This is a genomic window from Chryseobacterium sp. II3a (assembly GCF_057815135.1).
This window is the reverse complement of the sequence record NZ_JBYPZJ010000001.1, coordinates 226,972-252,613: the sequence shown is the minus strand read 5'-3', so window position 1 is coordinate 252,613 and position 25,642 is coordinate 226,972. Positions and strand designations below refer to the sequence as shown.

The window sequence follows — 25,642 nt, the reverse complement described above, 5'->3', positions numbered from 1 at the left end:
TTTAAACATGAATCTTATAAAGTTTGCATTACGCAGGCCAATATCTGTAATGGTATTGGTATTGGGGCTGTTGTTTTTCGGAATCAAAGCTGCCAAAGAAGTAAAAGTAGATATTCTTCCTGAAATGAATCTTCCTGTAGTGTATGTTGCCCATTCTTTTAATGGATATACGCCACAACAGATGGAAGGCTATTTTACCAAAATGTATGTCAATATGCTTTTATTCACCAATGGTATTAAAAGTATTGAATCTAAAAATACCCAGGGTCTCACCCTCATGAAAGTTAATTTCTATGAAGGAACCAATATGGGGGAAGCTATTGCACAAATCAATGCACTTTCTACCCGCTCACAGGTGTTTTTACCGCCCGGAGCCCCGCCACCTTTCATTATTCGTTTTGATTCCTCATCACAGCCAGTAGGACAGCTTGTCTTCCGAAGCAATACGAAAACAAATAATGAACTTCAGGATATAGCGAATTTCAATGCCCGTCCTTTTCTTATTGCTATTCCGGGGCTTACTACTGCTCCACCGTTTGGGGGAAGCCCGCGTACCATAGAGGTGAATGTAGATCCTGTTAAACTACGGGCTCATCAATTGTCACCTGAACAGATAGTAGAAGCCATCAGCAGAAATAACATTACCTCACCATCAGGAAATGTCTATATAGGTGAGACCAATTATCTCACTCCTACTAATAATACGGTAAAAAAAGTGGAAGAACTTGGAGATATTCCTTTATTTAAAGGAACTGCAGATAATGTATACGTCAAAGATGTGGCTACTGTTAAAGACGGAGCTGATATCGCCACTGGATACGCTCTTATAGACGGAAAACGTTCTGTATACATCAATATTGCCAAAGCCAGCAATGCCTCTACCTTAGAGGTTGTCAACAAATTAAAACAATCACTCCCGAAAATTCAACGAAATATGCCGGATGATGTGGAGATTTCCTATGAGTTCGATCAGTCTGTTTATATTTCAAATGCCTTGAAAAGCTTAGCGGTTGAAGGTATTTTAGGAGCTTTGCTTACTGGGTTGATGGTGATGCTTTTCCTTAATGACCGCAGAGCGGCTTTGATTGTGATTATGACCATTCCGATTTCAATTATTTCAGGAGTATTATTTCTAAAATTATTCGGACAGTCTATTAATATTATGTCTTTATCAGGACTTGCTCTCGCAATAGGAATATTGGTAGACGAAAGTACGGTTACCATTGAAAATATCCACCAGCACTTTGCGATGGGAAAAAACCGTGCACAGGCTATTTGGGATGCTTGTAAAGAAATAGCCTTCCCAAAATTACTCATCATGCTTTGTATTCTTGCTGTATTTGCACCTGCATTTATGATGACTGGCATTCCCGGATCTTTATTTATGCCTTTAGCAATGGCCATAGGATTTTCGATGATTATCTCTTTTATATTATCACAGACTTTTGTTCCGGTGATGGCTAACTGGCTGATGAAGCATGATCCTAAGATGTGTGAAAATCACAATGCAAATTGGTTTAACAGCTTCCGAGACCGTTTTACCACATTCTTATCCTCTCTCATGAAACGAAGAAAGCTTATCGTGAGTATAAGCCTTGCAGCTGTTTTATGCTTAGGAATCGGATTGTATCAGAAAACTGGAAAAGATGTATTACCTGCTGTTAACTCAAGACAGTTTCAGGTTCGTATAAAAGCTGCAGAAGGAACCCGTATTGAAGTTACCGAAATAAAAGTTAAAAAATTTCTGGAGCATCTGAAAAATAAAGTAGGAAAAGACAATATCGCTATTTCATCTGTGTTTATTGGCCAGCATCCTTCAACATTCGCTGTTAGTCCTATTTATCTTTATAATGCAGGTCCACACGAAGCCTTAATGCAGGTTGCCTTAAAAGAATTCAACGGTAATTCTGATGAATTGAAGGACGAATTGCGAAAGTATTACAAGGAAAAAATGCCGGATCTTCAAATCTCATTTGAACCCATTGAACTTACGGAAAAGATTTTAAGCCAGGGAACCAATACTCCTGTTGAGATCAGAATTTCAGGGATGATGAAAAAAATGAACCGAATGTATGCGGAAAAGCTTTTAGCCAAATTAAAAGAAATTGAATATATGCGGGATCAGCAAATCCCACAATCTATGAGCTATCCTGCATTACAAATTAATATTGACAGGGTAAAAGCTGCACAATTAGGATTGGATGCACAGGATATTGCTAAATCACTGGTAACAGCTACCGCATCTACCCGATATACCAATAAGAATTTCTGGGTAGGCGGAATGATGGGAATTGCTTATGATGTACAGGTGCAGACTCCCCAAAATATTCTCAACAGCAAAGAAGAGCTGGCTAATATTCCGTTATCCAAAAACTCAGATAGACCTGTTTTGGGTGATGTGGCCACTATAAGCTCTGCAAAAGAATTGGGAGAAAGCTACAATTTGGGAACAATGGGCTACACTACTGTTACAGCTAATCTCCATAAAACAGATCTGGAACAAGCTTCCAAAGACGTACAAAAAGCCATCGAATCTCTTGGTGAGCTTCCGAAAGGAATTAATATTGAAGTTTCCGGAATGGCTCCTGTCTTGAATGAAACCATGAGCAGTCTTTCTTCCGGACTTCTTATCGCCGCTGCGGTAATTTTCCTGATGCTTGCGGCTACCTTTCAATCATTCCGTGTTTCATTGGTTATTTTAACAACAGTTCCTTTTGTCATGGTAGGATCATTAGCATTACTAAAATTGACAGGTTCTACCCTGAATCTTCAGTCTTATATGGGACTCATTATGTCCGTTGGAGTTTCTATCGCCAACGCTGTTCTATTGATAAGCAATGCCGAAACCATTCGAAAATCAACAGGAAATGCACTGGATGCCGGCATTGAAGCGGCAAAACTTCGTATCCGCCCGATTATTATGACAACTCTTGCTATGGCTGCCGGTATGCTTCCTATGGCTATAGGCTTCGGAGAAGGGGGTGACCAAGTATCTCCGCTAGGACGTGCTGTGATCGGAGGGCTTATTTTTTCAACCTTCTCTGTTCTGATTATTCTTCCCCTTGTCTTTGGATGGATCCAAAAAAATGCCGGCACTATTTCTCCTTCCTTAGATCCTGAAGATGAAGAAAGTATTCATTATTCTAATTCCAACCCATAATTTTTATACTCAATGAAAAATCTATTATACACCGTTGCTATTCTAACCCTTATGATTATTCCTGCTTCTTGCAGCAAAGAAAAAGAAACAGCTCAACAAGAAGCCAAGCCTATGATGATGACTAGCATGGAAACAGTAGCTATAAAAAAAAGTAATCCCAAAGTAGATCTTAAACTTCCCGGTGAATTGGTTCCGGATCAGGAAACCGCATTATTTGCCAAAGTACAGAGCTATGTAAAAAAGATCAATGTAGATATTGGCTCTTATGTAAGTGCAGGACAGGTTCTCATGGTTTTGGAAGCTCCGGAAATACAATCTCAAGCTGCTAATGCGAAAGCAAAATGGCAGGCACAGGAAGCCATCTATGCTTCTACAAAATCAAGCTACAGCAGAATGTATAAAGCCAATGAAACAAAAGGAGCCATTGCAAAAGATGCACTGGATCAGATCACTGCCCGTAAACTCTCTGATGAAGCACAAGTAAATGCAGCAAGATCTGCGTATCGTGAACTTCAGAATATTAATCAATACCTGGTTATCCGTGCTCCTTTTAGTGGAATAATCACGGAAAGAAATGTAGACCTGGGCGCTTATGTAGGTCCTATGGGAGGAACACCACTTATGGTTATTCAAAATACGTCAAAGCTTCGCCTTAGTTTATCGGTCTCCGAAGCAAATATTCCTTATCTCAATGTGGGTGATACCATCTCATTCCGGGTCAATGCTATTCCTGAGAAAAATTTCAAAGCCACAATATCCAGAAAAGCAGGATCATTAGATCTTAAGCTTCGTTCAGAAAAAATAGAAGCCGATTTTATCAATCATTCCAGAGAATTAAAGCCTTTTATGATTGCTGAATCTATCATCCCGCTACAGAATAAAGAAGCAACTTTTTTTATTCCCAGATCTGCTGTGGTAGAAAGTAATATGGGAATTTATATTATTAAAAAAGACCATGGAAAAGCCAAATTCATTCCGGTTAAAAAAGGAAGAATTCTGAATGATACTATTGAAGTTTTTGGAGAGTTATCCGAAGGAGATCACATCGTTAAAAAGCAAACGAAGAAATTACAGAAGGAAGTTTAATTAAATAATATTATCATGAAATTAATAGTTAGAAACACATTTTTAATTCTTTTCAGTACTATGGCTTTATATGCCTGTAGTAAAGAGAAAATAAAAAGTTCGGAAACTGCAACCGTGCAGAAACAGCAACCTCAGCTTGCAGCCTCAGGAAAGTATGTAAAAGGTAGTCATGTTCCCAATGAAACAGTATGCATGGTTAACAATGCTTATATGGGCAAAAAGCAGATTGAAGTTCCCCACAACGGAAAAATGTACTATGGATGCTGTGAAATGTGCGTAAAGCGTATTCCATCTGATAAAACAGCCAGAGAAGCTATTGATCCATACACCGGAAAAACAATTGATAAAGCTGATGCTTATATTGTCATGATCAGTGATGAAGGTGAAGTAGCTTATTTTGAAAATGAGGAGAATTATAAGAAATTTCTCACTCAGAATTCATAATTATATTTTTAAATTATTTGTTTAAGGCTTGATAACCATTAATTATCAAGCCTTTTTTAAACAGAAACAAAAAAGACAGGCCTTATACAAAAGCCTGTCTTTTTACTATCTCAGATAGAGTATTATTCTACGTTGATTACCTTTTCAATTTCCGGGGCATGTTGTTTGATTGTATTTTCTACCCCTAATTTTAAGGTTGAAAAATTCAGCGAGCATCCGGAACAGTTACCCAGAAGTTTTACAAAAACCTGATTATCCTTCACGTCAATAAGCTCAATATCACCACCGTCTTTGTTCAAAAACGGTCTGATGCTTTCCAGAGCTTCCATTACTCTTGTTACTGTATCTTCGTGCGTTATGTTTGTTTCCATATTTTTTCAGTTCAATTCGGTTTTTTCAAATTTGATTGAAAGTTACTATTATTTTGCTTTTGGTGAGCAACCTGCCATTGTGGAGATCTTCACAGCCTCTGTTGGAGGAAGGTTTTTATTTCTCTCTACAAGACTTTCTACCATTTTTCTTGCTGTTTCAGTATAGATCTCTGCAATTTTAGAATCTTCCTGAAGAGCAGCCGGTCTTCCTACATCTCCTGCTTCTCTGATGCTTTGGATCAAAGGAATCTCTCCCAATACAGGAATTCCAAGATCTTCTGCCAGATATTGTGCTCCCTGGTTTCCAAAGATATAATATTTATTCTCAGGAAGTTCTTCTGGTGTAAAATACGCCATATTTTCTATTAATCCAAGAACCGGAATATTGATGCTCTCCATCTGGAACATGGCAATCCCTTTTCTTACATCTGCCAAAGCAACGTGCTGAGGTGTACTTACGATCACGGCTCCTGTTACAGGAACTTCCTGGATGATAGATAAGTGAATGTCACCTGTTCCTGGAGGAAGATCAATCAATAAGAAATCCAATTCTCCCCATGCAGCATCTCTAATCATTTGGTTTAATGCTTTTGAAGCCATTGGTCCTCTCCAAACTACCGCTTGGTTAGCTCCGGAAAAATATCCAATAGAAAGCATTTTCACTCCATAATTTTCAATAGGCTTCATCATATTTTTTCCGTCCACTTCTACAGAGATTGGTTTTGCGCCTTCTGTATCGAACATGGTAGGAACTGATGGTCCGTAGATATCAGCATCTAATAATCCTACTTTAAAACCCATTTTTGCCAACGTTACTGCCATATTTGCAGAAACTGTAGACTTCCCTACTCCTCCTTTTCCGGAAGCAATAGCGATAATATTTTGAATCCCAGGAATCTGTTTTCCTTTGATCTGGCTTTGCTGAATTTCACTTGGTTCTGGAGAAACTATTTTAAGTTTTAAATGAACGTCTTCTCCAAACTCACTGGCAAAAGCCTGCTTCATGGCAGCTTCCAGTTTTTTCTTTTCGTGCATTGCTGGTGAGTGAGCCGTCATGTCAATATAAACATCATTACCCATAATCTGAAGATTATTCACCAAATCATCTACTTCTATTTCTTTAAGGAATTCCTGAACCTTTTCTTTCGTCAACATATAAATATAAATTGTTTACAAATTTACGTTTTTTTTCGGTAATTTAGAATCAATAAAATCTATAATATCAGGTGATAAATCAGATCGTTAAAAATTTTGTTTATCCTGTTTTTTCATCATAGGAACCATCCGCCATCAAACAAAATCTATGGAAACTATTGCTTACCCATCTAAATATGCATTACCAAAAGAAATATTCACTATAGGAAAAACAAGATTCAAATGGTATGATCTGGCTAAAGATTCTGCTGAGGTTTCTTCACAGGATATTCAGAATGCCAAAACATGTATTGAAAATGCTGGTGAAAACTTTCAAAATATCGAAGATCTTGGATTTGTGATCATGCACCGATGTGGAGAAAATTATCTTCTTTTGATATGTACATGGCGAAGTGAAAACGAATTATGGGAAAGCGTCTACTATGACGGAAGTGGAAAATTTGAAATATGGGATAGAAATAAAACCCACCTCCCGACTTACTGTGTCTGGGAAATGGGCATTGTTTACCATGAGTCCCAGGCATGGAAAAAATACCTGGGAACTGCAGGGCATGAAAGTCATAAGTTGGAATATCTTAATAACTTTTTTGAAGGCGAGGTTTAGTCGGAAGGAAGTTGGAAAAGGAAGGCTGGAATTTATAGTAGTTTATTAACAACTAAAGTTTTATTTAACTAAAATATCAACCTTTAATACAATTAGTTATTGTAAGAATAAAAGTACTTCCTACATACCGTTTCCAGCCAGTTTTCTTTTCAAAACCTATCAATAAATTGTAATCAGTAAACTGCAACTTATCAACAACCTGACAATACCTCCAGCATCACTCTTCCTGCTTCCAGCCTTAATTCGCTCTATCTTTCTCGTCAAAATTCACATTACGGCGTACTCCTTTTACCTTTTTATTTCCGAAAGTATAGGTTGCTGATACAGTAAGCCTTCTGGCATCATAGTAATTATTAAAATAATGTGTTCCGGTTGTAAAATAGATTTCCCCTCTACTTCTTGCCTGCTTGAAAATATCGGAAACAATGACACTCATCTGCAGATTTTTATCCATAAGGTTCATCTTGAATCCTGCTACAAAATTTCCTACAAAAGCAGAATATCTATTTCCAAAATTGGAAGGAAGACGGAGCCAATAGTTGGCAATAAGCTGAATATTTTTTTTCTTATCCAGCGATATATTATTCTGAAAATCGAACACATAGCTATATCCTTTCTTTGTTAAGGCATCTGTAGCAAACACCTCCATACTGCTGTAAGCAATATCTGCAGAATAATTGGTTTCCCAACGTTTAAAGAATGTATTGGAATAATTTATTGTAGCACCTATGCTGTTTTGGTTATAGTAATTGAAAAAAGTACTCGTTCTGCTTTCCCCGGACAGGCTGGCCAGCTGTCCAAATCCATCCAATGTTCTCTGAAAATAAAGGGTAGTGGATAATTTCCCTTTGTAGACATGGGAAAATTCAAAATTATGATTGATAGACGGCTGTAAGAAAGGATTCCCGGTAAAATAAGAATTTATATTGGTGTACCAGCGATACGGATTGATGGCACGAAACCCAGGTCTATCAATCCTTTTGGAATAATTAAGACTGAATGTATTATTCTCATCACTCTTATAACTCACATAAGCGGTAGGGAAAAAATTTCCATAGGAACTTTCCGATTGTTGTCCGGAAGTGAGAGAATTTCCGTTCACTACAGAATATTCATAACGAAGCCCTACTTTTGCCGACCATTTTTCATTGAAGGATTTCTCAAGACTGAAGTAAGCAGCATAATTTTTCTCATTATACTTAAATTCATTACTTTTCGAAACATCCGTTACATAACTTCCATTCTCAAGGTTTTGGTAAAAGATACTTGAATTATTATCGAAATTGGTAAATTTTATTCCAGCTTCTGTTTTAGCAAATTCATAAGGCAGGGTAAGATCTGCCTGCCCTGAATAAATTTTATAGTCCACCACTGATGGTGATCTCACAACAAATTCATTCCCGGAGTTTTCTATCGTTGTAAAATCTATAGTCGTCTTAGGGAGATTAGAAAAATAATTCCCTGTAATGCTCAATTTATTATCCTGCTTTCCAAACTTAAAGTCATAGTAAGCACTTATTGTATGTTGTGCAGATTTCCCCCTATGTTCAGCGTAAGTAGAAAGTGTATTGGTATACTGATCATTCTGAAAGTAATCCGAAGTATTCTCAACATCCATATTGGAATGTCCAAATCCATAATCATAAATAAAGCCTACATTTGATTTTCCGTTTAACTGATAATCAACACTCAAATTAGCTCCAAGTCCATCTCCAAAATCTTTCCTGTCATCATGGCTTTTAAGTCCTTCTGTTCCCGTTATTCTGTAGTTTTCAAAAGAATGTTTTTGGTATTTGCTTTGTCTCAATTTTAATGAAGAACGTAATTTTTCATTTTGATAATTGATCGTTGCACTGTTTGAAAAGCCAGGATAAGTCTGTTGCTGAAAGCTTGTCGTAAGACTTCCGCTCCAGCCCAGATTTTGATTTTTCTTCAGAACAATATTGATAAGACCACTATTTCCCTGAGCTTCATATTTAGCAGGCGGCGTAGTGATCACTTCAATTTTCTCTATATTTTCTGATCTGAGACTTTTAAGATAGGTTACAAGTTCGGCTGAAGATAAGTTCAGAATTCGTTCATTGATCATAATGGCAACGCCGCTTTTCCCTGCAATAGAAACTCCTGCATTCTCATCAACTTTCACTAAAGGTGTTGTAGCCAATGCATCTGCTCCATCCATTCCCTGGGAAGCAACAGAATTGGCCACATTAAAAACCAATCTGTCAGCTTTTCTTTCAATCAGCTTTTTTTTAGCAGTAAGTGTTACCCCTTCAATTTGCTTTTCCTTTTTTTCTTCAATGAAAAAGTCCTGCTTTACATTCCCATTCACCGTAATATCTGTATGGGAAACTTCCATTCCGTCCTGAAGCAGTTTTATAGTATAATTCCCTTCTTCAGAAAGCTTCAATGAATAATTTCCTTTTTCATCAGAAATGGCAGTCTGCTTTTTCTGATCCTTTACAGCTATAATTTCCACATAGGAACCTGCTTTTCCAGAGTGGGTGATCTTCCCTGTTATAGTTTGAGAAAAAAAAGCGGCTGGTAATAAAATAATGGCTGAAACTAGTATCTTCTTCATGCGGTTTAATAATCATGGTTTTATATAAGACAAGCTGATACTGAGTTTTATTACATGTTAAGAAAAAAATGAGCTGGTGGTTGGAAGAATGAAGTTATTAAACCCCGGCTACGAACGACATTTTTTTAATAAGATTTTCTAAACTTATCCATTAACTATAATCAACAGATAACAAGTTACTCCTAATCTAACAGCACCTCCTGCTTCCCACTTCAAGCCCAAACCTCTTTCTAAACTTATGAATTAATTACAATCAATAAACTGAAATTTACATATCTCCTGACAGTACTTCCATCTTCCATCTCTCATCTTCCAGCCCACTCTTTTTCAATTTCCCACCCCTCTTTTCATATTTGGTACTGTACTTGATTTATACCCGTTCTTAATATCAGAATATGAAAAAAGGACTGTTTGCATTGTCTTTATTATTGATCCAGATTATAGATGCTCAAAATCATTCTCAGCATATGGATCCAAAGATGGAAACCAATGATCCAACAAATACTTTTCAGCAGGTCATTGCCGCTCCGGCCGTTAAAGCAGACAGAATCTTTGATTTTTCTACCAAGGTTGAGATTACTTCATCGAATTCGGCTGATAAAATCTATTATTTGACTATAGATGCGAGTGATACCAACAAAAAAAAGAAATTCACAGTTTACAAAAAGCCTTTCGTTATTAGTAAAACAACACAGGTTCAGGCTTATGCAGAAAGAAAAAGAGAAAAAAGTTCAGTAACAACAGCTAATTTTAACAGAAGACCTAATTATTGGGAGATCACTACCCTATCAAAAATTGATCCTCTATATACAGCTACCGGAAAACTCGCATTAATTGATGGAATCAAAGGTGATCTGGATTGGCGAAAAGGAGATTGGCAAGGTTATCTAGGGCAGAATTTTGAAACTGTAATCGATTTTCAATCTCCTCTGCAAATCACCCAGATTTCCTCTACCTATCTTCAGGACCATAAAGCCCACATCTTAATGCCAAAAAAAGTGGAATATTATGCCTCTATGAATTCAAAAGATTTTATTCTTCTGGATACTATCAACAGTGATATTGATCCTAAAGATGAAAAGGTGCAGATCAAGGATTTTGCCACTGAAATTCTTCCTACCGAAGCAAGATATCTTAAAGTAAAAGCTTATTATTTTGGAAAACTTCCCGGTTGGCGTCAGAAAACAGGTGGCGAAACATATATCTTTGTAGATGAAATTTCTGTAAAATAGTAAGAATAATTGGAGATGAAGGTTCAGCCCCAATAGCTCACTTCAGCTTTTCAACCCAAAAATAAAGACCTTCGAAAATTTCGAAGGTCTTTATTTTTTTATTAATTCATTCTTTCTACCCATTGCAGGACTTCCGGAAGTTCTCTATCAGAAAACTCAATATGAATTACTCTTCTTTTCTTTCCGTTCGTAGTTCTGTTTGAACCATGTAGTGTAAGTGGTTTCATCAACATCACACCACCTTTATTTACCTTACAGATTTCTTCTCTTTCTATCGTCCAGTCTATAGTTTCCGGTCTGTAAATTCCTTTAGCATGAGATTCCGGAACCACTTTTAACGCTCCATTATTTTCATCCGCATCATCCAGATGGATTCTGATGGTGTAAATACTCTCTAAAATATCCAATGGCGGCTGTACAGCAAACTGATTCTGTTTTGTCGTCCACGGACCAAAACCAGATAGCTCCAGCTTTTTATCAACAGAAATCGTCAGATCCTGATGATAAGCAACATACCAATTGGAGGTTTCAGGTTTATCAAAATAGATACTTTTAACTACAAAATACCGGTCACCAAAAATTTCATTGATGATCGTTCTGATATTGTCATTAAAGATGAAATCTTTAATTTCCGGAACTTCCTTTAAGAACTGTCTTATGGCAAACAAGTCCTCGGACTTTCTGAAATTCTCTTTTGATGTATCTATGTTGTCCAGAACATTGATAATCTGAGCAACCTCTGCATCAGAAAATACTTCATTAATAACTGAAAAGCCATATTTCTCAATATGGCTTTTATAAGTTGATAAGCTGTTTAAACTCATTATTTAAATTTTGTCTAAAGGTTCGGTTAACTGCCCTTCCCATTTCGAGACTGCTGAAGTAGCCAGTGTATTTCCTAATACGTTAGTCATACTTCTTCCCATATCACAGAAGTGGTCAATTGGTAAGATTAAAGCAATACCTTCCGGTGGAATCCCGAACATTGAACAGGTTGCTACAATAATCACCAAAGACGCTCTCGGAACTCCTGCAATCCCTTTAGAAGTAAGCATCAATACTAAAAGCATGGTGATCTGCTGCCCGATGGTCATTTCTACTCCATAAATCTGAGCAATAAAAATAGAAGCAAATGTCATATACATCATACTCCCATCCAGGTTAAAGGAATATCCTAAAGGAAGAATGAAAGAGACTACTCTGCTGTTACATCCGAATTTTTCAAGCTCTTCTACCAATTTTGGAAATACGGCTTCCGAACTGGTCGTAGAGAATGCAATGAGTAATGGCTCTTTAATTCTTTTTAATAAATCAAACAGTCTGTTCCCTAAGATAAAATATCCTACCAATAAAAGAACCAGCCAAAGTACGCCCAATGCAAAAAAGAAATCTCTCAGATAGATGGCGTAAACCTTAAAGATCTCAAAACCATTGGTCGCTACCACGGCGGCAATGGCTCCCAATACTCCAAGAGGAGCAAACCACATGATATATCCTACCATTTTAAGGATACCATGAGCAATAATATCAAAAAGTTTTACTACGGGTTTAGAATATTCTTCTCCTAAATTAGCTAAAGCAACTCCGAACATAATCGCAAATACTACAATCTGCAATACTTCGTTGGTGGCAAAGGCTTCAAATAAACTTTTAGGAATCATATGCTTTACAAAGTCCTCTAATGAAAAACTTTTACTGCTTTTCAAAAGATCTTCTGCTGAAGCAACGTCCTGTACGGGTAATTTGGTTACATGTCCCGGCTCCAGCCAGTTAACAAGTATCAACCCGATAAAAAGGGAAACCAAAGAAGCGGAAATAAACCAAAGCATTGCTTTTGTACCTACTCTTCCGATCATTTTGATGTCACTCATTTTAGCAATTCCTACCACCAGTGTAGTAAATACCAAAGGCGCAATAATCATCTGTACCAACCTGATGAAAACCGTTCCCAATAGTTTTATATTCTTTGAAAAAGGTTCTGCACTTTCCGGATATTGCACATGTACAATTCCTCCAATTCCTACTCCCAGGATAAGTGCGATGATAATTGCTATAAAAAGTTTATTCTGTCCTTTCATATATATAGTTCAATTTGCGCAAATATAATGGTTTTTGAATTGGCAGAATATTTTATTCTCATCATGCTAAGGCCACAATAAGTTTTTGAAACATAAAAATTAAATCGCTGGTTCAGAAAATATTGTAAAAAAATTAAGAAACATTTATTGAATTTTTATTCTTTTGGTACAAATTTTATTATTACATTTGATTGTATAACAACATTAATAAATATACAATATGAAAAAAACTATCGCAATGGCTGCATTAGCTGTAGCTGTATCTTTCGGGGCAGTTTCTTGCAAGAAAAAAGTTTCTGATGCCGATCTTCAGACTCAGGCTACAACTGTAGTAACTTCTAATCCCAATGCTTCTGTTGAAGTAAAAGAAGGTGTAGCTCACTTAAGCGGAACTTTCGCAGATCAAGCGTCTAAGGATGCTATGATTGCTCAATTAAAGGCAATTAAAGGAGTAAAAGATGTAATGGATATGTCTAAAGTTGAAGTAACTCCAGCTCCGGCACCTGTTGAAACTAAATCTGCTGTAGATCCTGCTGTTCAGAAAAAAGTTCAGGATGCAGTAAAAGATTTCCCTACTGTAAAAGTAGAAGTTATCAATGATGAGCTTACCCTTACAGGAAACGTTTCTAAGGAACAAGCTAAAAAAATCAAGCAGTCTGTTGACGCTTTAAAAGTTGGTAAAGTTAAATTTAACTACACAGTAAAATAATTAAATTAAGATGAGTACATTACAAGATAAATATTCAAGCGTAGTTTCAGCAGCTCAATCTGCTGGGATTTCAAACTTACAGGTTCAGGAACAAGACGGAATTTTATATGTTTCCGGAGATGCTTCCAATACAGCTGCAAAAGATGCAGTTTGGAATGCTTTAGGTGCTATTGATTCTACTTATTCTGCTTCAGATATCAATATCGATGTACAGGTTGCAGGTCTTGCTTCAGGTGCTTCTCTTACTGTAGCTACAGATGAATCTAATCTGAATATCAGACAAGAGCCTTCTACTGAAGCTGCTGTAGTAGGAAAAGCTGCAAAAGGTTCTGCTGTAACTTTAATTGAGCAGACTTCTGATGACTGGTGGAAAGTGAAAACTGCTGACGGTCAGGAAGGATATGCTTATTCAAGATATTTAAGAGCATAAAAATATTTTTTTAAATATTCATAAGGAACATCCCTATATTGGGATGTTTTTTTATTTTTACGCTTTGGAAAGCTCAATGAAGAAAATCTTATTATTCGTGTTTTTGGTGTGTAATTTTTTAATTATATACGCTCAAAGACTATATATTGATGGAAAAGTAACCGATCCGGAAAAAAAACCTGTAGAAAATGCCACCATATATCTGCTAAAGGCTAAAGACTCCACCATTATCAATTATACAGCAACCAATAAAGAAGGTAAATTCTCGTTGCAGACCGATGAGGTAAAAGAACCTTCCTTTTTAAAAATTGATACTGAAAAACTATCGTATTCAAAAGCACTTGAAAATATTCAGCAGTCATTATCTTTGGGTAATATAGAACTTGAAAAAAAGAAAATCATTGCTCTTGATGAGGTGAAGATTACGGTTTCTCCGGTGAAAGTAAAGAATGACACTATAGAATTCAATGCTTCTGCTCTTAAAGTTCCGCCAGACAGTCAAATTGATGAACTTTTGAAACAGATTCCAGGAGTGGAAATTGGGAATGATGGGAAAATTACCGTCAACGGAAAAGCTGTAGACCAGATTATGGTCAATGGAAAACCTTTTTTTGACAAAGATGGAAAGACTGCCCTACAAAATCTTCCTGCAGACATCATTAAAAATATTCAATTTACAACTACCAAAACTAAAGAAGAAGAATTCACCAAAAGAGCTCCGAAATCTCAAAATACTACCATTAATTTCAATATTGATGAAAAGAAAAACAAGGGTCTTATGTCAAAAATACTGGCCGGATATGGTTCTGATAAACGGTATGAAGGAAATGTATTTTTAAATTACTTTAAAGGAGATACCAAAATCAGTGTATTAGCATCTGCCAATAATATCAATTCAAAAAGCAGCTCCGGAGATCAGATCTTTGATACAATGGGACGTGGCAGCGGTCAGCAGGGAGGCGGAATTCAAAAATTCAATAGTTTTGGATTGAATTACAATGACAAACTTGGGAAAGATGCCAATCTTGACAACCTCAGCCTGCAATATACAGACTCTAATACTAAAACCCGGTCCAAAGCTTCAAAGACAACACTTCTTCCGGATTCTACTCTTAAAACAGATTCTGAAAGCAATAATGAGAATGAATCCAGACAATATATTTTTAATAGTTCTGTGGGCATAAAACTGGATTCATTGACTAATATTTATATCGCACCTTCGTTTTCAAAAGCAGAAACTTTCAGCTCGGGACAATCCGCGTCATCAACCTTAAAGGATGAAAAACTTTTAAATGAAAGTAAAAATATCACTCAAACTAAAGGAGAGACCAATACTTTCAGCCCCAATATTAATTTTTTCAAAAATTTCAAGAAAAGAAACAGGTCAATGATGGCCATGATGAATACTTCTATTACAGAATCTAATAATGATAATATCAATCAGTCACTGAATACTTTTTTTAAGGATTCCGGGATGACTACCGATAACCGTAATCAATTACAGAAAACCCGTTCTCAGGATAATAATTATAGTTTTATGGCCAAATATACAGAGCCAATCTCAGATTCTGCCACCATAGGTATCGGCCTGCAATACAACTCAAAATTAACCCGAGATATAAGAGATTTTAATGATTTTGATCCTGTTACAGGGCAATATTCTCAGTACAACACCCGCCTTTCTAACAGTATGGATCAAAAGATCAATCAATTTACCCCTGAATTATCTTACTATCTTTATAAAAAGAAATTCGGTCTCTGGGCTACGGTAAATATTGATATTTCAGAGATGGATGTCAATTCAGTTTTTAACGGACAACTGTATAATCTTCAGAAAAGTTTTGTCTTACCCAAATATTCAACCAATTTCCGATATTCTTTTACAGATCGTCAATCATTAATTATATCCAACTCTTCCAGTTTCACAATTCCTGATGCCGGAAAGCTGATTCCCTATAAGGATGAATCTAATCCCCTTATTACCAATACCGGAAATCCTGACCTTAAAAATACCTGGACCAACGAAACAAGTGTATCTTTCAATAGCTATAATATGGTTAAGAATTTAAACTACCACATCATGGCTGGGTTTACTTATAGAAACAACGATGTTATCAATTATTCCAAATATGATAATTCCGGAAGGCAGATTATCACCTACAGCAATATCAGTGGTAATAAAAACTTCAGCTTCAGTATGGGACTCACCAAAACATTCAAATGGAACGACCATAAACTTAGAATTGCTCCAAGGTTCAGCATGAATTACAATTATAATAACGGATTTATCAATGGTGAAGCATTTACAAGCAGAGCATACAATTTCAATCCGGGCCTTAATCTGAATTATGAAATAAAAGATATATTTACCATAAAACCATCCTACAGCCTTGGTTATAGCTTTTCAGATTACACCAATTATAATGTAAACAAAGTAAACACCACCAGCCAATCTCTTAAGGTTGAACTAACGAATTATTTGTTCCAAAAGACTTTTTTCATTGGCAATGACCTCTCCTACAATACGAACTCCAATATTGCTCCCGGATTTAAAAAGGATTTCTATTTCTGGAATGCCAGCCTTGGATATTCATTCTACAATAAACAACTGACCGCAAAAATAAAGGTATATGATGTACTGAATCAAAATCAAAGTGTAAAAAGAACCATTACGGATTCTTATTTTGAAGACCGTGAAGATTTAATCCTGAAACGGTACATTATGTTTTCTCTGAGTATGAAGATTAATAAGTTTGCAGGTAAAAAACCGAAAAAGAAATAAACACCATACTTTTATATATTTTCATAAACGGCCGGAAAATTTTCCGGCTTTTTTGTTAGCTAACCACAAAGTCACAAAAGTTTTTGAACACTTAAGTTCTTTTAAAGTAACTACTAACTGCTTGAGAAGTACACTTAAGTTTACTAAAACTCTCCGATTTCCACAAATATTCAAGTCGAAAGACTACACATTCCCATCCTCTGGAGGGGTGGCAAAAATTCTTTGAGTTTTTGACGGGGTGGTTTTATTGTCTGCACTCCTCTTCAGGTCCAAAAACTCTTTTACAAATTCCACAATCAACAGTAAAAAATCAAAACAAATCCACTTTTAAAAGAAGATTCATCTGAGAAAACACAATGAAAGTATTTTTATTTCTAAATTAGCCACAAATTTTACTTATGAAGACCCCTATTTCAGTTGTATTCATTCTTCTTTTCGTTTTTGGAAAGGCTCAGAATACGGAACAAAAAGACAATTTCGTTAAAGATAACTTTACTAAGAAGGAATTTTATATTCCCATGCGTGACGGAGTAAAACTTTTCACTGCTGTTTATATTCCCAAGGATATTTCAAACAAGAACAAATATCCTTTCCTGATGCAAAGAACATGTTACAGCATTGCTCCTTATGGTGAAAATGAATATAAAACCAAAGTGGGTCCCAATGCTTATCTGATGAAAGACAAATACATTTTTGTATATCAGGATGTACGCGGAAGATATATGAGTGAAGGAACATTCACCAATATGACTCCACAGGTAGAGCGTAAAACAAAGAAAGATGTTGATGAAAGTACAGATACCTACGATACTATCGATTGGCTTTTAAAAAACGTTAAAGATAACAATGGGAAAGTAGGACAATTTGGAACATCTTATCCTGGTTTTTATACTGCTGTAGGAACACTAGCACAACATCCTGCACTAGTTGCTTCTTCACCACAAGCTCCGATTTCTGATTTCTGGAATGATGATTTTCTTCACAACGGAAGATTTATGTTAGGGTATTTCAGAACATTTCCTGTTTTTGGAGTTCAGAAGACAAAACCGGAGCAAAAGGCTTGGTATATGGATTCATTCATTAAACAAACTTCTGAAGATGGTTTAAAATTCTACAGAGACATGGGAACTCTGAAAGATGCCTATGAAAAATATTATAAAAATAATTTTTTCATGACAGAAATTATGAACCATACCAACTATGATGAATTCTGGCAAAAAAGAGGACTGCTTCCGCACCTGAAGAATATCAACCATGCAGTAATGACTGTTGGAGGCTGGTTTGATGCTGAAGATCTTTCCGGACCTTTAAATATCTACAAAACTATTGAAAAGACAAGTCCTAAGGCTAAAAACACCATTGTAATGGGACCTTTCTCTCATGGTGGATGGTCTCAGGAACAAGGTAAGCACTTCCACAGTGAAACGTATTTCGGAGACAGCATTGCAACGTATTACCAGAAAAATGTAGAAACAAAATTCTTTGCTCATTATCTTAAAGGGAATACAAAAGAAGATGCAGGTCTTCCGGAAGCTTTGATGTATGATACCGGAGCCAAACAATGGAAAGAATTTGCCTCTTATCCGCCTAAAAATGCTCAAAAAGTAAATTTCTATCTATCAGATAAAACATTAAAAAATACTTCTGCACAAGGATATTCTGAATATTATAGTGACCCTAATAATCCGGTTTTAAGTTCCGATCATTTAAAGGATTTCAATGGGTTTACTCCAAAAAATTATATGTCTGAAGATCAAAGATTTGCTGTAGGAAGACCTGATGTGTTAACGTTTACTACAGATGTACTGACAGAAGATATGGCTTTCGCAGGAGAAATTATGGCAAAATTGAATATTTCTTCATCTTCTACAGATGCTGATTTCGCTGTAAAGCTAATTGATGTGTATCCTGAAGATTTTAAACCGGTAGAAAAGAAAGATGGCGTGATTTACGGTAACTATCATCAAATGGTAAGAAGCGAAATTATGCCTGCAAGATTCAGAAATACCAAAGAAAAAGGGGAAGCTTTGGTTCCTGACCAGAAAACGGCAGTGAACTTCAGACTTCAGGATGTGGTTCATACTTTTAAAAAAGGGCATAAAATCCAGATTCAGATCAGCAGTACGTGGTTCCCGCTTTTTGCGCTGAATCCTCAGAAGTTTATGGATAATCCGAATTTTGCTTCTAAGGAAGATTATACTAAAGCATTTATTAGAGTGTATGGTGACAGCTCTATTGAAGCTGATGTATTGAAATAAATTGAAAAAGCTGTTCGGATGAACAGCTTTTTTGTTTTTGGCTCTCGCAGATTAGGCTGATTTTGCAGATGATTGCGTTATCAATCTGCATGATTTGCGTAATCTACGAGAGCTTTTATTTTTCAATAAAGATGATTATTTCCCACTGATTACACAGATTCTCACAGATGGTTGCAATATTAATCTGCGTGATTTGCGTAATCTGCGAGAGCTTTTTATTCTTCAATAAAGATGATTATTTCCCACTGATTACACAGATTCTCACAGATGGTTGCAATATTAATCTGCGTGATTTGCGTAATCTGCGAGAGTTTTTCTATTCTTCAATTGTTCTGAACGTAAGATTTACTCTTGGAGTTTTCACTTTGGTCGTTGGTGGCAACCTATGCAGCCAGTTGTCCTGAGTTGTTCCTTTCATAATGAGCAGACTTCCGGTTTCCAGGAATATTTCTACTTTTTCTTTGGTCGTTTTATGCTTGAATAGAAACTTTCTTTCTGCTCCGAAAGTCAGGGAAGCGATAGCTCCATGTTTTTTCAGATCGGTTTCTCCGTCACTATGGTAAGCCATTCCTTCACTTCCATCATGATATAGATTAAGCAGGCAAGAGTTATAAGTTTCTCCTGACACTTCTTCACACTTCTGTTTTAATTTCAACAATTCAGGAGTCCAGGGTTTTGCATGCTTTGTTCTATTGGAGTAAGTATATTCAAAAGCTTTTTCTCCGAACCAGGCTACCTTTCTTTTGGTAAGAATTAATTTTCCAAAAACTACCGCCTCGTCATGCTGCCATGGAATCTGATTGAAAAGATAATCGTAATAAGTTTCTGTCTCTTCTTTTGAGAAAACTTTTCCATAGTACAGAACAGTTCCGTCATGCGGAAGAAGGCTTAGTGGATAATCTGGTGTTTCATCAAACAGGCTGAGCATTGTTTTTAATTTTGGATAATACAAATTACGTAATGTTTCTGGAAAGGAATTGTAATTTTTTATAAAACTACCCCATCAAAAATTCAAAGAATTTTTGACATCCCTCCAGAAGAGGGGAATATTTTCTTCTTAAACTGAAATATTGGTGAAAATTGAAGATTTTCAGTAAATTTAAGTGTACTTCTCAAGCAGTTAGTAGTCACTTAAAAATAACTTAAGTGTTCCAAAAACTTTTGTGTCTTTTGTGGTTAAAAAAATATTTTAAGAGTAAAGCTGCGAGCTTTCCCAGCCCACAATCATCTGTTTTCTGTCACTTCCCCATCGGTAACCGCCAAGATGTCCGGTGGATTGGATCACACGGTGACAAGGAATTAAGAATGCTACAGGATTACTGCCTATTGCTGTTCCCACGGCTCTTGAGGCTCTAGGATTTCCTATTTTTTCTGCAAGGTTGCCGTAAGTAGACAGTTTCCCCATGGGAATGGTCAATAGACTTTCCCAAACTTTTAATTGAAAATCGGTTCCTTTTAAATGAAGTTTGATGGTGTTGAGTTTTGTCCAATCTTTATTGAATATGGACAATGCATTTTTCTGAAGCGTATCTTGTTTTTCAAAAAAAGAAGCATTAGGAAATTTATGCTGTAAATTCCCTAATGCAGTTTCTTTATCATTTTCAAAAGCCATATAGCAGATTCCTTTCTCTGTGGAAGCTACCAGGATATTTCCAAACGGACTTTCTGAAAAACTATAATTGATAACAAGGCTTTTTCCACCATTTTTATATTCAGCCGGAGACATTCCTTCTATTTTCACAAACAGATCATGCAGTCTGCTTGTACTGGAAAGTCCCGTTTCATAAGCGGTATCAAAAATACTTGCTTTTTCTTCCTTCAATAAATTTTTAGCATGTTCAAGGCTGATGAACTGTAAAAATTTTTTCGGACTTGTTCCTGCCCAATCTGTGAAAATCTTCTGAAAATGGGCCGGGCTCAAGTGAATATTTTCTGCCACTTCCTCCAAACTTGGCTGAAGCCTGAAATTGCTCTGGATATAGTCTATCGCTTTGGCAATTCTGTTGTAATCTATTTGACTTTGTGTGGACATTTTATTATGTTTTTATATCACAAATTTCCAAAGAATACCCGACAGAAAAAATCCGATTCTTGCGGAATATTAGTTATTGTTGTTATAAATATCGTTATAAGCAAGCATTTTGTAATATAACTTAGCTGCAAGGAAAGCGGTTGGCTTAGCCATTGGAGAATCCATTAATTCTACAATATCAAATGCCACTACGTTACATTTTTCGAATACTTTTCTTAATAATTCCAATGTTGGATACCATTGTAATCCACCTGGCTCAGGAGTTCCTGTAGATGGAGCAATAGAAGGATCAAAAGCGTCAAGGTCAATCGTAATATATACGTTTCCTGAAACTTTCTCCAATACATCATTTACCCAGTTTTCATTGTTCGCAATCTCGTGTGCAAAGAATACTCTTCCTTCCGGTAAATATTGAGCTTCTTCAGCATCCATAGAACGAATACCCACTTGTACTAAGTTATGCTTCTGATTCGCTTCAAACACAGCACAAGCATGATTAGAAGTAGAGCCATGGAACTCAGGACGTAGATCTGTGTGAGCATCTAATTGAAGAACTGTAAGGTTTTCAAATTTTTCTCCTACTGCACGGATAGAACCGATAGAAACGGAGTGCTCCCCTCCAAATAAAGTAAATACTTTTCCTTCGTTGTTCAAAAGCTCTTTTGTTTTCTGATAAACAGCTTCTGTCATTGCTTCAGGTGTAGAGTTTTCAGAAACTTCTCCAGCTAAGTATACTCCCTGAAGATAAGGTTCGGTTTGTGTTTCAATGTCATAAAGCTCCATATTTTCAGAAGCATCTAGGAATAATTCCGGACCTTTATCAGCTCCTTTTCCCCATGTTGAAGTTCCATCGTAAGGAACTGTTACCAACATTACTTTCGAATTCTCCAACGTTGCGTTTTCCTCTGGAATTCCTGCGTATGTTTTCATGCTTTATTTAAAAATTTTAATGTTGTAATTAATCGCAAAGATACGAAGAGTTTACGAGTTGAAGAGTAAGAGCTGTGAGAGTTTGTAAATGATAATTATCCGTTAATACAAATCAGTTAGGAAGCTCGAGGCTGGAAGAAGGAAGTAATGAATGTTTAAAGAATCAATTGAGTTCAATTTAATAAATTTAATAAATACCTTCAATCTATTTATCATCGATATATTGAAATTTATCCTAGAATAACTTCCAGCTTCCTTCTTCTAACTTCCTGACTTTTCTTTATACTAACTTAGATCAACCAAAAGCTGACCTTTTAATTCATAACAGTTCTTGCCATAACTTTCCCCTTTCAACTCAATTTCCTATTTTTGTGAAAAACTTAAATATGTCTTTAAAAGCTGTTCTTTTTGATATGGATGGGGTCATTGTAGACACAGAACCATTGCATAGAAAAGCCTATTTCAAAACGTTTGATGAATTGGAAATTGCAGTTTCCGAAGATTTATACACCTCTTTTACCGGGGCATCCACCAAAAGGGTTTCTGAAACTCTGATTAAGGAATTTAATTTAGATCAGACTTACGAATCTATTGCGGTTATCAAAAGATCTCACTTTAAAGATTATTTTTATAATGATGATGAATTTGATCTGATTCCCGGAGTAAGAAATCTGATTCAGCATTATCACGAAAATGGCATCAAACTTATTTTAGCTTCTTCTGCGACCATGACAACGATTAATATGGTATTCGAGAAATTCGGATTGGAAAAATATTTCAGTGGAAAGATCAGCGGGGCCGATTTAAAGGAATCCAAACCTCATCCTGAAGTTTTCCTACTGGCTGCTGAAATGGCAGATGAACCCGTTGAAAACTGCATGGTGATTGAAGATTCCACCAATGGTGTTCTTGCCGCCCACAGGGCTAAGATATTCTGTGCCGCTTACAGAAGTCCACATTCAAAAAATCAGGATTATACTTTAGCTGACACGGTGGTTTCTGATTATGAAGACCTTGAACTGGATAAAATTTCAAAATATTTCTAAATAAAAAAGCTCTCAGAATCTGAGAGCTTTCGTATTATTCTATGAGATTGCTTCGTCACTTTCGTTCCTCGCAATGACAAGTTGATGTTTATTTATAACCAAGAAGTTTCAGGATATCTTCTGGCTCCTGTTTTTCACGGAAAATTTCATATTGCAATTCACCGTTTTCATCTTTCTGAATCAGGACGTGTCTTGGCTGAGGCATCAGACAGTGGTGTACACCACCATATCCTCCGATGGTTTCCTGATAAGCCCCTGTATGGAAGAATCCGATATACAAAGGTTTTGTATCACTGAAAACAGGCAGATAAATGGCATTAGTATGCTGCTCAGAATTATAATAATCATCTGAATCACATGTCAACCCGCCTAAGAATACTCTTTCGTAACTATCTTCCCAACGATTTAGAGGAAGCATGATAAAGTGTCTTGAAATTGCCCATGTATCCGGAAGTGTTGTCATGAAAGAAGAATCGATCATATTCCACTTTTCTCTGTCATTCTGACGTTTCTGAGAAATGATTTTATAAAGGTTAGCTCCACTTTCTCCAACAGTAAAACTTCCGAATTCAGTATAGATATTTGGTTCTTCTACCCCTTCCTCTTCACAGAATTTTTTGATCTGAGAAACAATTTCCTCTACCATATATTGGTAATCATAATCAAAATTCAAAGAGGTTTTGATTGGAAAACCACCCCCAATATTCAGTGAATCTACTTCAGGAGCAATTTTCTTCAAACGTGCATATACACGAAGACATTTGTATAATTCGTTCCAATAATAAGCAGTATCCTTGATTCCCGTATTGATAAAGAAGTGAAGCATTTTCAACCTTGCATTCGGATGTTCAGCGATTTTCTGGCTATAATAAGGAATAATATCTTTATATCCGATTCCTAATCTTGAGGTATAAAATTCGAACTTAGGTTCTTCTTCTGAAGCAATTCTGATCCCGATATTGAATGTAGAATCTATACTTTCTGTAAGTTTATCCAGTTCACGGTAATTATCCAGAATCGGAGTAATGTTTCCAAAACCATTATTGATCATATCTGAAATATTGGTCAGATAATCATCCGTTTTGAATCCATTACAGATTACCTCAATGTTTTTATCTACTTTTCCTTTCTCATAAAGAGATTTTACAATATCCATATCATAGGCAGAAGAAGTTTCTATTGAAATATCATTCTTCAAAGCTTCTTCCAATACGAAATTGAAATGACTGGATTTTGTACAGTAACAGTAGGTATAATTCTTTTTATATTCAATTTTTTCAAAAGCTTCTTTAAACCAGCTTTTAGCCTTTTGAATATTTTGAGAAATTCTCGGCAGATAGCTAATCTTTAGCGGAGTGCCAAATTGTTCGACTACGTCCATCAATGGAACGTCGTGAAACAACAAATTGTTCTCAGAAACATTAAATTCCTCTGTAGGAAAATATAATGTCTGATCAATAAGTTCCGAGTACTTTATTTTCATTTCTAAACAAGTGAATTAAGAAATGCAAAATTGCTAAAAAAGTTTGATTTTTAGATGTTAAAATTATTATAATTTAAAATAAACCTCCAATATTGTGTTTTATGAAAATTTAGGTCTGATAATCAATGCGTAAACTTTTGAATATATTCTTCTCTTTTAGCCTCAGAAATGCCTAATACCCGCTGAATATAAGCATCTGTAGATCCATATTTTTTATCGATCTCACTAAAAGCTGCATCAAGGTATCTTTTTTCTACCCAACTGAGCTTTTCCAAAACCTGTAAATCCATCTTCGGATACAGAAAATGCAGATTGTTTGCCAGCCGAAGCCTTTTCTCTACCAAAGGTTTTCTGAAGTTATTGGACAAAAGATATTCATTATAAATAGTTTCTTTATCAAACTTTAGTATAGTTAAAATTAAAGCGGTAACAATTCCTGTTCTATCCTTACCTGCAGTACAGTGATAAAGAATAGGTTTTTCGGACTCCATAATTTCCGTAATGATGGTTTTTATAGTCTCCGGATTTTCCGTAACATATTCACGATAAAAATCAATCATTCTTTTGTCAGCATCAGAAGAATTTACTTTTCCTTTCAGCACCAGTTTTCTTGCCTGTGACAACTGATCTCCTTCATCTTCAAAAGCTGAATATTTCTTATACGTGATTCCATTCGGCAAATGGTCAGGATTCTCAAAAATCTCTTTTGAATTCCTTAAATCTATAATTTCCGTAATTCCTAATTTTCCAAACTCATCAAAGGATTTCTTTTTAAGTTTATGAAGATGGGCACTTCTGTAGAACATTCCTTCTTTCAAAGACCGTCCTTCGGTATTTTTAATATTACCTACTGCCCTGAAATTATGGACCTTTTTAAGCTTAATTGCTTTCTCTGTTTCATTCTTGCCATATTCAGGAGTTTCAAAATGCTGCGTTTTACATGAGAAAACACAGAATAATGAAATAGTGACAATCGGTATTTTGATGAATATATTCAATATCTTTTTCTTTTATCACAAAAGGTACAAAAGTTTATTTTAATACCCCTTCAGCTCACTCAAGTAAGCTTAAAAAATCATATAAAAGAAGCACACTTAAGAAGAAAATTAAAGATTTTCAGAACTTAGGTGCACTTCTCAAACAGTTAGAAGTCACTTTAAAAGCTTAAGTGTAAACTTTTGTGACTTTGTGGTTTAAAATTTATTTTAAGTTTTGGCTAAAGCCAATGGATCTTATTTTATTTTTACTAAGCAGGCTAAAG

Annotated in this window: 20 protein-coding genes; 10 read left to right on the top strand and 10 right to left on the bottom strand. The window is 35.9% G+C overall.

Annotation, left to right across the window (positions count from 1 at the left end):
- Positions 1-7: 7 nt before the first annotated feature.
- The 3 genes from AC3HD6_RS01180 to AC3HD6_RS01170 are packed head-to-tail and all read left to right on the top strand — an operon-like array spanning position 8 to position 4,690.
- Positions 8-3,160, top strand: coding sequence for an efflux RND transporter permease subunit (locus AC3HD6_RS01180; protein ID WP_488894689.1), 3,153 nt, complete (start codon positions 8-10; stop codon positions 3,158-3,160).
- 12 nt (positions 3,161-3,172) lie between these two features.
- The gene (locus AC3HD6_RS01175) at positions 3,173-4,246 is read left to right on the top strand and encodes an efflux RND transporter periplasmic adaptor subunit (protein ID WP_488894688.1); all 1,074 of its coding nucleotides are present in this window, start codon (positions 3,173-3,175) and stop codon (positions 4,244-4,246) included.
- A gap of 15 nt (positions 4,247-4,261) precedes the next feature.
- Complete coding sequence (locus tag AC3HD6_RS01170) at positions 4,262-4,690, top strand: hypothetical protein (RefSeq protein ID WP_488894687.1); 429 nt, start codon at positions 4,262-4,264, stop codon at positions 4,688-4,690.
- Between the two features lie 122 nt (positions 4,691-4,812).
- On the opposite strand, the gene AC3HD6_RS01165 is transcribed toward AC3HD6_RS01170, so the two are convergent.
- Together AC3HD6_RS01165 and AC3HD6_RS01160 are read right to left on the bottom strand one after the other, a co-directional pair.
- Complete coding sequence (locus AC3HD6_RS01165; protein WP_002977212.1) at positions 4,813-5,061, bottom strand: NifU family protein; 249 nt, start codon at positions 5,059-5,061, stop codon at positions 4,813-4,815.
- A 48-nt stretch (positions 5,062-5,109) separates the two neighbouring features.
- Positions 5,110-6,216, bottom strand: coding sequence for an Mrp/NBP35 family ATP-binding protein (locus tag AC3HD6_RS01160; RefSeq protein WP_294328817.1), 1,107 nt, complete (start codon positions 6,214-6,216; stop codon positions 5,110-5,112).
- A 148-nt stretch (positions 6,217-6,364) separates the two neighbouring features.
- Here AC3HD6_RS01160 and AC3HD6_RS01155 point away from each other — a divergent pair, with 148 nt between their 5' ends.
- The gene (locus AC3HD6_RS01155; protein WP_488894686.1) at positions 6,365-6,820 is read left to right on the top strand and encodes a hypothetical protein; all 456 of its coding nucleotides are present in this window, start codon (positions 6,365-6,367) and stop codon (positions 6,818-6,820) included.
- A gap of 238 nt (positions 6,821-7,058) precedes the next feature.
- Here AC3HD6_RS01155 and AC3HD6_RS01150 read toward each other — a convergent pair whose 3' ends face one another.
- Positions 7,059-9,401: a TonB-dependent receptor domain-containing protein gene (locus AC3HD6_RS01150; protein WP_488894685.1), complete on the bottom strand. Its 2,343-nt coding sequence runs from the start codon at positions 9,399-9,401 to the stop codon at positions 7,059-7,061.
- 395 nt (positions 9,402-9,796) lie between these two features.
- On the opposite strand from AC3HD6_RS01150, the gene AC3HD6_RS01145 reads away from it, so the two are divergent.
- A complete protein-coding gene (locus tag AC3HD6_RS01145; protein WP_488894684.1) occupies positions 9,797-10,633 on the top strand; it encodes an FN3 associated domain-containing protein in 837 nt (278 codons plus the stop codon).
- A gap of 101 nt (positions 10,634-10,734) precedes the next feature.
- Here the strand turns inward: AC3HD6_RS01145 and AC3HD6_RS01140 are convergent, their stop codons facing one another.
- Both AC3HD6_RS01140 and AC3HD6_RS01135 read right to left on the bottom strand, forming a co-directional pair.
- Positions 10,735-11,457, bottom strand: coding sequence for a phytanoyl-CoA dioxygenase family protein (locus AC3HD6_RS01140; protein ID WP_488894683.1), 723 nt, complete (start codon positions 11,455-11,457; stop codon positions 10,735-10,737).
- Between the two features lie 3 nt (positions 11,458-11,460).
- Positions 11,461-12,711 (bottom strand): dicarboxylate/amino acid:cation symporter, encoded by a 1,251-nt coding sequence (locus AC3HD6_RS01135; RefSeq protein WP_488894682.1) that lies wholly within the window; start codon positions 12,709-12,711, stop codon positions 11,461-11,463.
- Between the two features lie 220 nt (positions 12,712-12,931).
- Between AC3HD6_RS01135 and AC3HD6_RS01130 the strand changes: the two genes are divergently transcribed.
- The 4 genes from AC3HD6_RS01130 (at position 12,932) to AC3HD6_RS01115 (ending at position 18,890) form a co-directional block, all read left to right on the top strand.
- Positions 12,932-13,420, top strand: a complete 489-nt coding sequence (locus AC3HD6_RS01130; RefSeq protein WP_488894681.1) for a BON domain-containing protein — start codon at positions 12,932-12,934, stop codon at positions 13,418-13,420.
- A 10-nt stretch (positions 13,421-13,430) separates the two neighbouring features.
- Complete coding sequence (locus AC3HD6_RS01125) at positions 13,431-13,850, top strand: SH3 domain-containing protein (protein ID WP_045500166.1); 420 nt, start codon at positions 13,431-13,433, stop codon at positions 13,848-13,850.
- A 76-nt stretch (positions 13,851-13,926) separates the two neighbouring features.
- A complete protein-coding gene (locus tag AC3HD6_RS01120) occupies positions 13,927-16,632 on the top strand; it encodes an outer membrane beta-barrel protein (RefSeq protein ID WP_488894680.1) in 2,706 nt (901 codons plus the stop codon).
- Positions 16,633-17,030: 398 nt separating this feature from the next.
- Positions 17,031-18,890, top strand: a complete 1,860-nt coding sequence (locus AC3HD6_RS01115) for a CocE/NonD family hydrolase (protein WP_488894679.1) — start codon at positions 17,031-17,033, stop codon at positions 18,888-18,890.
- 316 nt (positions 18,891-19,206) lie between these two features.
- Here the strand turns inward: AC3HD6_RS01115 and AC3HD6_RS01110 are convergent, their stop codons facing one another.
- The 3 genes from AC3HD6_RS01110 to speB form a co-directional block, all read right to left on the bottom strand.
- Positions 19,207-19,818, bottom strand: coding sequence for an alpha-ketoglutarate-dependent dioxygenase AlkB family protein (locus tag AC3HD6_RS01110; protein ID WP_488894678.1), 612 nt, complete (start codon positions 19,816-19,818; stop codon positions 19,207-19,209).
- Positions 19,819-20,079: 261 nt separating this feature from the next.
- A complete protein-coding gene (locus AC3HD6_RS01105) occupies positions 20,080-20,922 on the bottom strand; it encodes a bifunctional helix-turn-helix domain-containing protein/methylated-DNA--[protein]-cysteine S-methyltransferase (RefSeq protein ID WP_488894677.1) in 843 nt (280 codons plus the stop codon).
- A 69-nt stretch (positions 20,923-20,991) separates the two neighbouring features.
- A complete protein-coding gene (gene speB / locus AC3HD6_RS01100; protein WP_065394861.1) occupies positions 20,992-21,852 on the bottom strand; it encodes an agmatinase in 861 nt (286 codons plus the stop codon).
- Positions 21,853-22,238: 386 nt separating this feature from the next.
- On the opposite strand from speB, the gene AC3HD6_RS01095 reads away from it, so the two are divergent.
- Positions 22,239-22,898, top strand: a complete 660-nt coding sequence (locus tag AC3HD6_RS01095) for an HAD family hydrolase (protein ID WP_488894676.1) — start codon at positions 22,239-22,241, stop codon at positions 22,896-22,898.
- Between the two features lie 88 nt (positions 22,899-22,986).
- Here the strand turns inward: AC3HD6_RS01095 and AC3HD6_RS01090 are convergent, their stop codons facing one another.
- Both AC3HD6_RS01090 and AC3HD6_RS01085 read right to left on the bottom strand, forming a co-directional pair.
- The gene (locus AC3HD6_RS01090; RefSeq protein ID WP_068944353.1) at positions 22,987-24,381 is read right to left on the bottom strand and encodes a type III PLP-dependent enzyme domain-containing protein; all 1,395 of its coding nucleotides are present in this window, start codon (positions 24,379-24,381) and stop codon (positions 22,987-22,989) included.
- A 122-nt stretch (positions 24,382-24,503) separates the two neighbouring features.
- Complete coding sequence (locus AC3HD6_RS01085) at positions 24,504-25,379, bottom strand: tyrosine-protein phosphatase (protein ID WP_488894675.1); 876 nt, start codon at positions 25,377-25,379, stop codon at positions 24,504-24,506.
- Positions 25,380-25,642: the final 263 nt, after the last annotated feature.

Excerpts from the sequence above, each read along its gene's own strand:
- AC3HD6_RS01120 (WP_488894680.1), top strand. The coding sequence starts at position 13,927 with ATGAAGAAAATCTTATTATTCGTGTTTTTGGTGTGTAATTTTTTAATT.
- AC3HD6_RS01155 (WP_488894686.1), top strand. The coding sequence starts at position 6,365 with ATGGAAACTATTGCTTACCCATCTAAATATGCATTACCAAAAGAAATA.
- speB (WP_065394861.1), bottom strand. The coding sequence starts at position 21,852 with ATGAAAACATACGCAGGAATTCCAGAGGAAAACGCAACGTTGGAGAAT.
- AC3HD6_RS01145 (WP_488894684.1), top strand. The coding sequence starts at position 9,797 with ATGAAAAAAGGACTGTTTGCATTGTCTTTATTATTGATCCAGATTATA.
- AC3HD6_RS01095 (WP_488894676.1), top strand. The coding sequence starts at position 22,239 with ATGTCTTTAAAAGCTGTTCTTTTTGATATGGATGGGGTCATTGTAGAC.
- AC3HD6_RS01090 (WP_068944353.1), bottom strand. The coding sequence starts at position 24,381 with ATGAAAATAAAGTACTCGGAACTTATTGATCAGACATTATATTTTCCT.
- AC3HD6_RS01175 (WP_488894688.1), top strand. The coding sequence starts at position 3,173 with ATGAAAAATCTATTATACACCGTTGCTATTCTAACCCTTATGATTATT.
- AC3HD6_RS01125 (WP_045500166.1), top strand. The coding sequence starts at position 13,431 with ATGAGTACATTACAAGATAAATATTCAAGCGTAGTTTCAGCAGCTCAA.
- AC3HD6_RS01105 (WP_488894677.1), bottom strand. The coding sequence starts at position 20,922 with ATGTCCACACAAAGTCAAATAGATTACAACAGAATTGCCAAAGCGATA.
- AC3HD6_RS01130 (WP_488894681.1), top strand. The coding sequence starts at position 12,932 with ATGAAAAAAACTATCGCAATGGCTGCATTAGCTGTAGCTGTATCTTTC.
- AC3HD6_RS01115 (WP_488894679.1), top strand. The coding sequence starts at position 17,031 with ATGAAGACCCCTATTTCAGTTGTATTCATTCTTCTTTTCGTTTTTGGA.
- AC3HD6_RS01170 (WP_488894687.1), top strand. The coding sequence starts at position 4,262 with ATGAAATTAATAGTTAGAAACACATTTTTAATTCTTTTCAGTACTATG.
- AC3HD6_RS01150 (WP_488894685.1), bottom strand. The coding sequence starts at position 9,401 with ATGAAGAAGATACTAGTTTCAGCCATTATTTTATTACCAGCCGCTTTT.
- AC3HD6_RS01165 (WP_002977212.1), bottom strand. The coding sequence starts at position 5,061 with ATGGAAACAAACATAACGCACGAAGATACAGTAACAAGAGTAATGGAA.
- AC3HD6_RS01135 (WP_488894682.1), bottom strand. The coding sequence starts at position 12,711 with ATGAAAGGACAGAATAAACTTTTTATAGCAATTATCATCGCACTTATC.
- AC3HD6_RS01180 (WP_488894689.1), top strand. The coding sequence starts at position 8 with ATGAATCTTATAAAGTTTGCATTACGCAGGCCAATATCTGTAATGGTA.
- AC3HD6_RS01110 (WP_488894678.1), bottom strand. The coding sequence starts at position 19,818 with ATGCTCAGCCTGTTTGATGAAACACCAGATTATCCACTAAGCCTTCTT.
- AC3HD6_RS01140 (WP_488894683.1), bottom strand. The coding sequence starts at position 11,457 with ATGAGTTTAAACAGCTTATCAACTTATAAAAGCCATATTGAGAAATAT.
- AC3HD6_RS01160 (WP_294328817.1), bottom strand. The coding sequence starts at position 6,216 with ATGTTGACGAAAGAAAAGGTTCAGGAATTCCTTAAAGAAATAGAAGTA.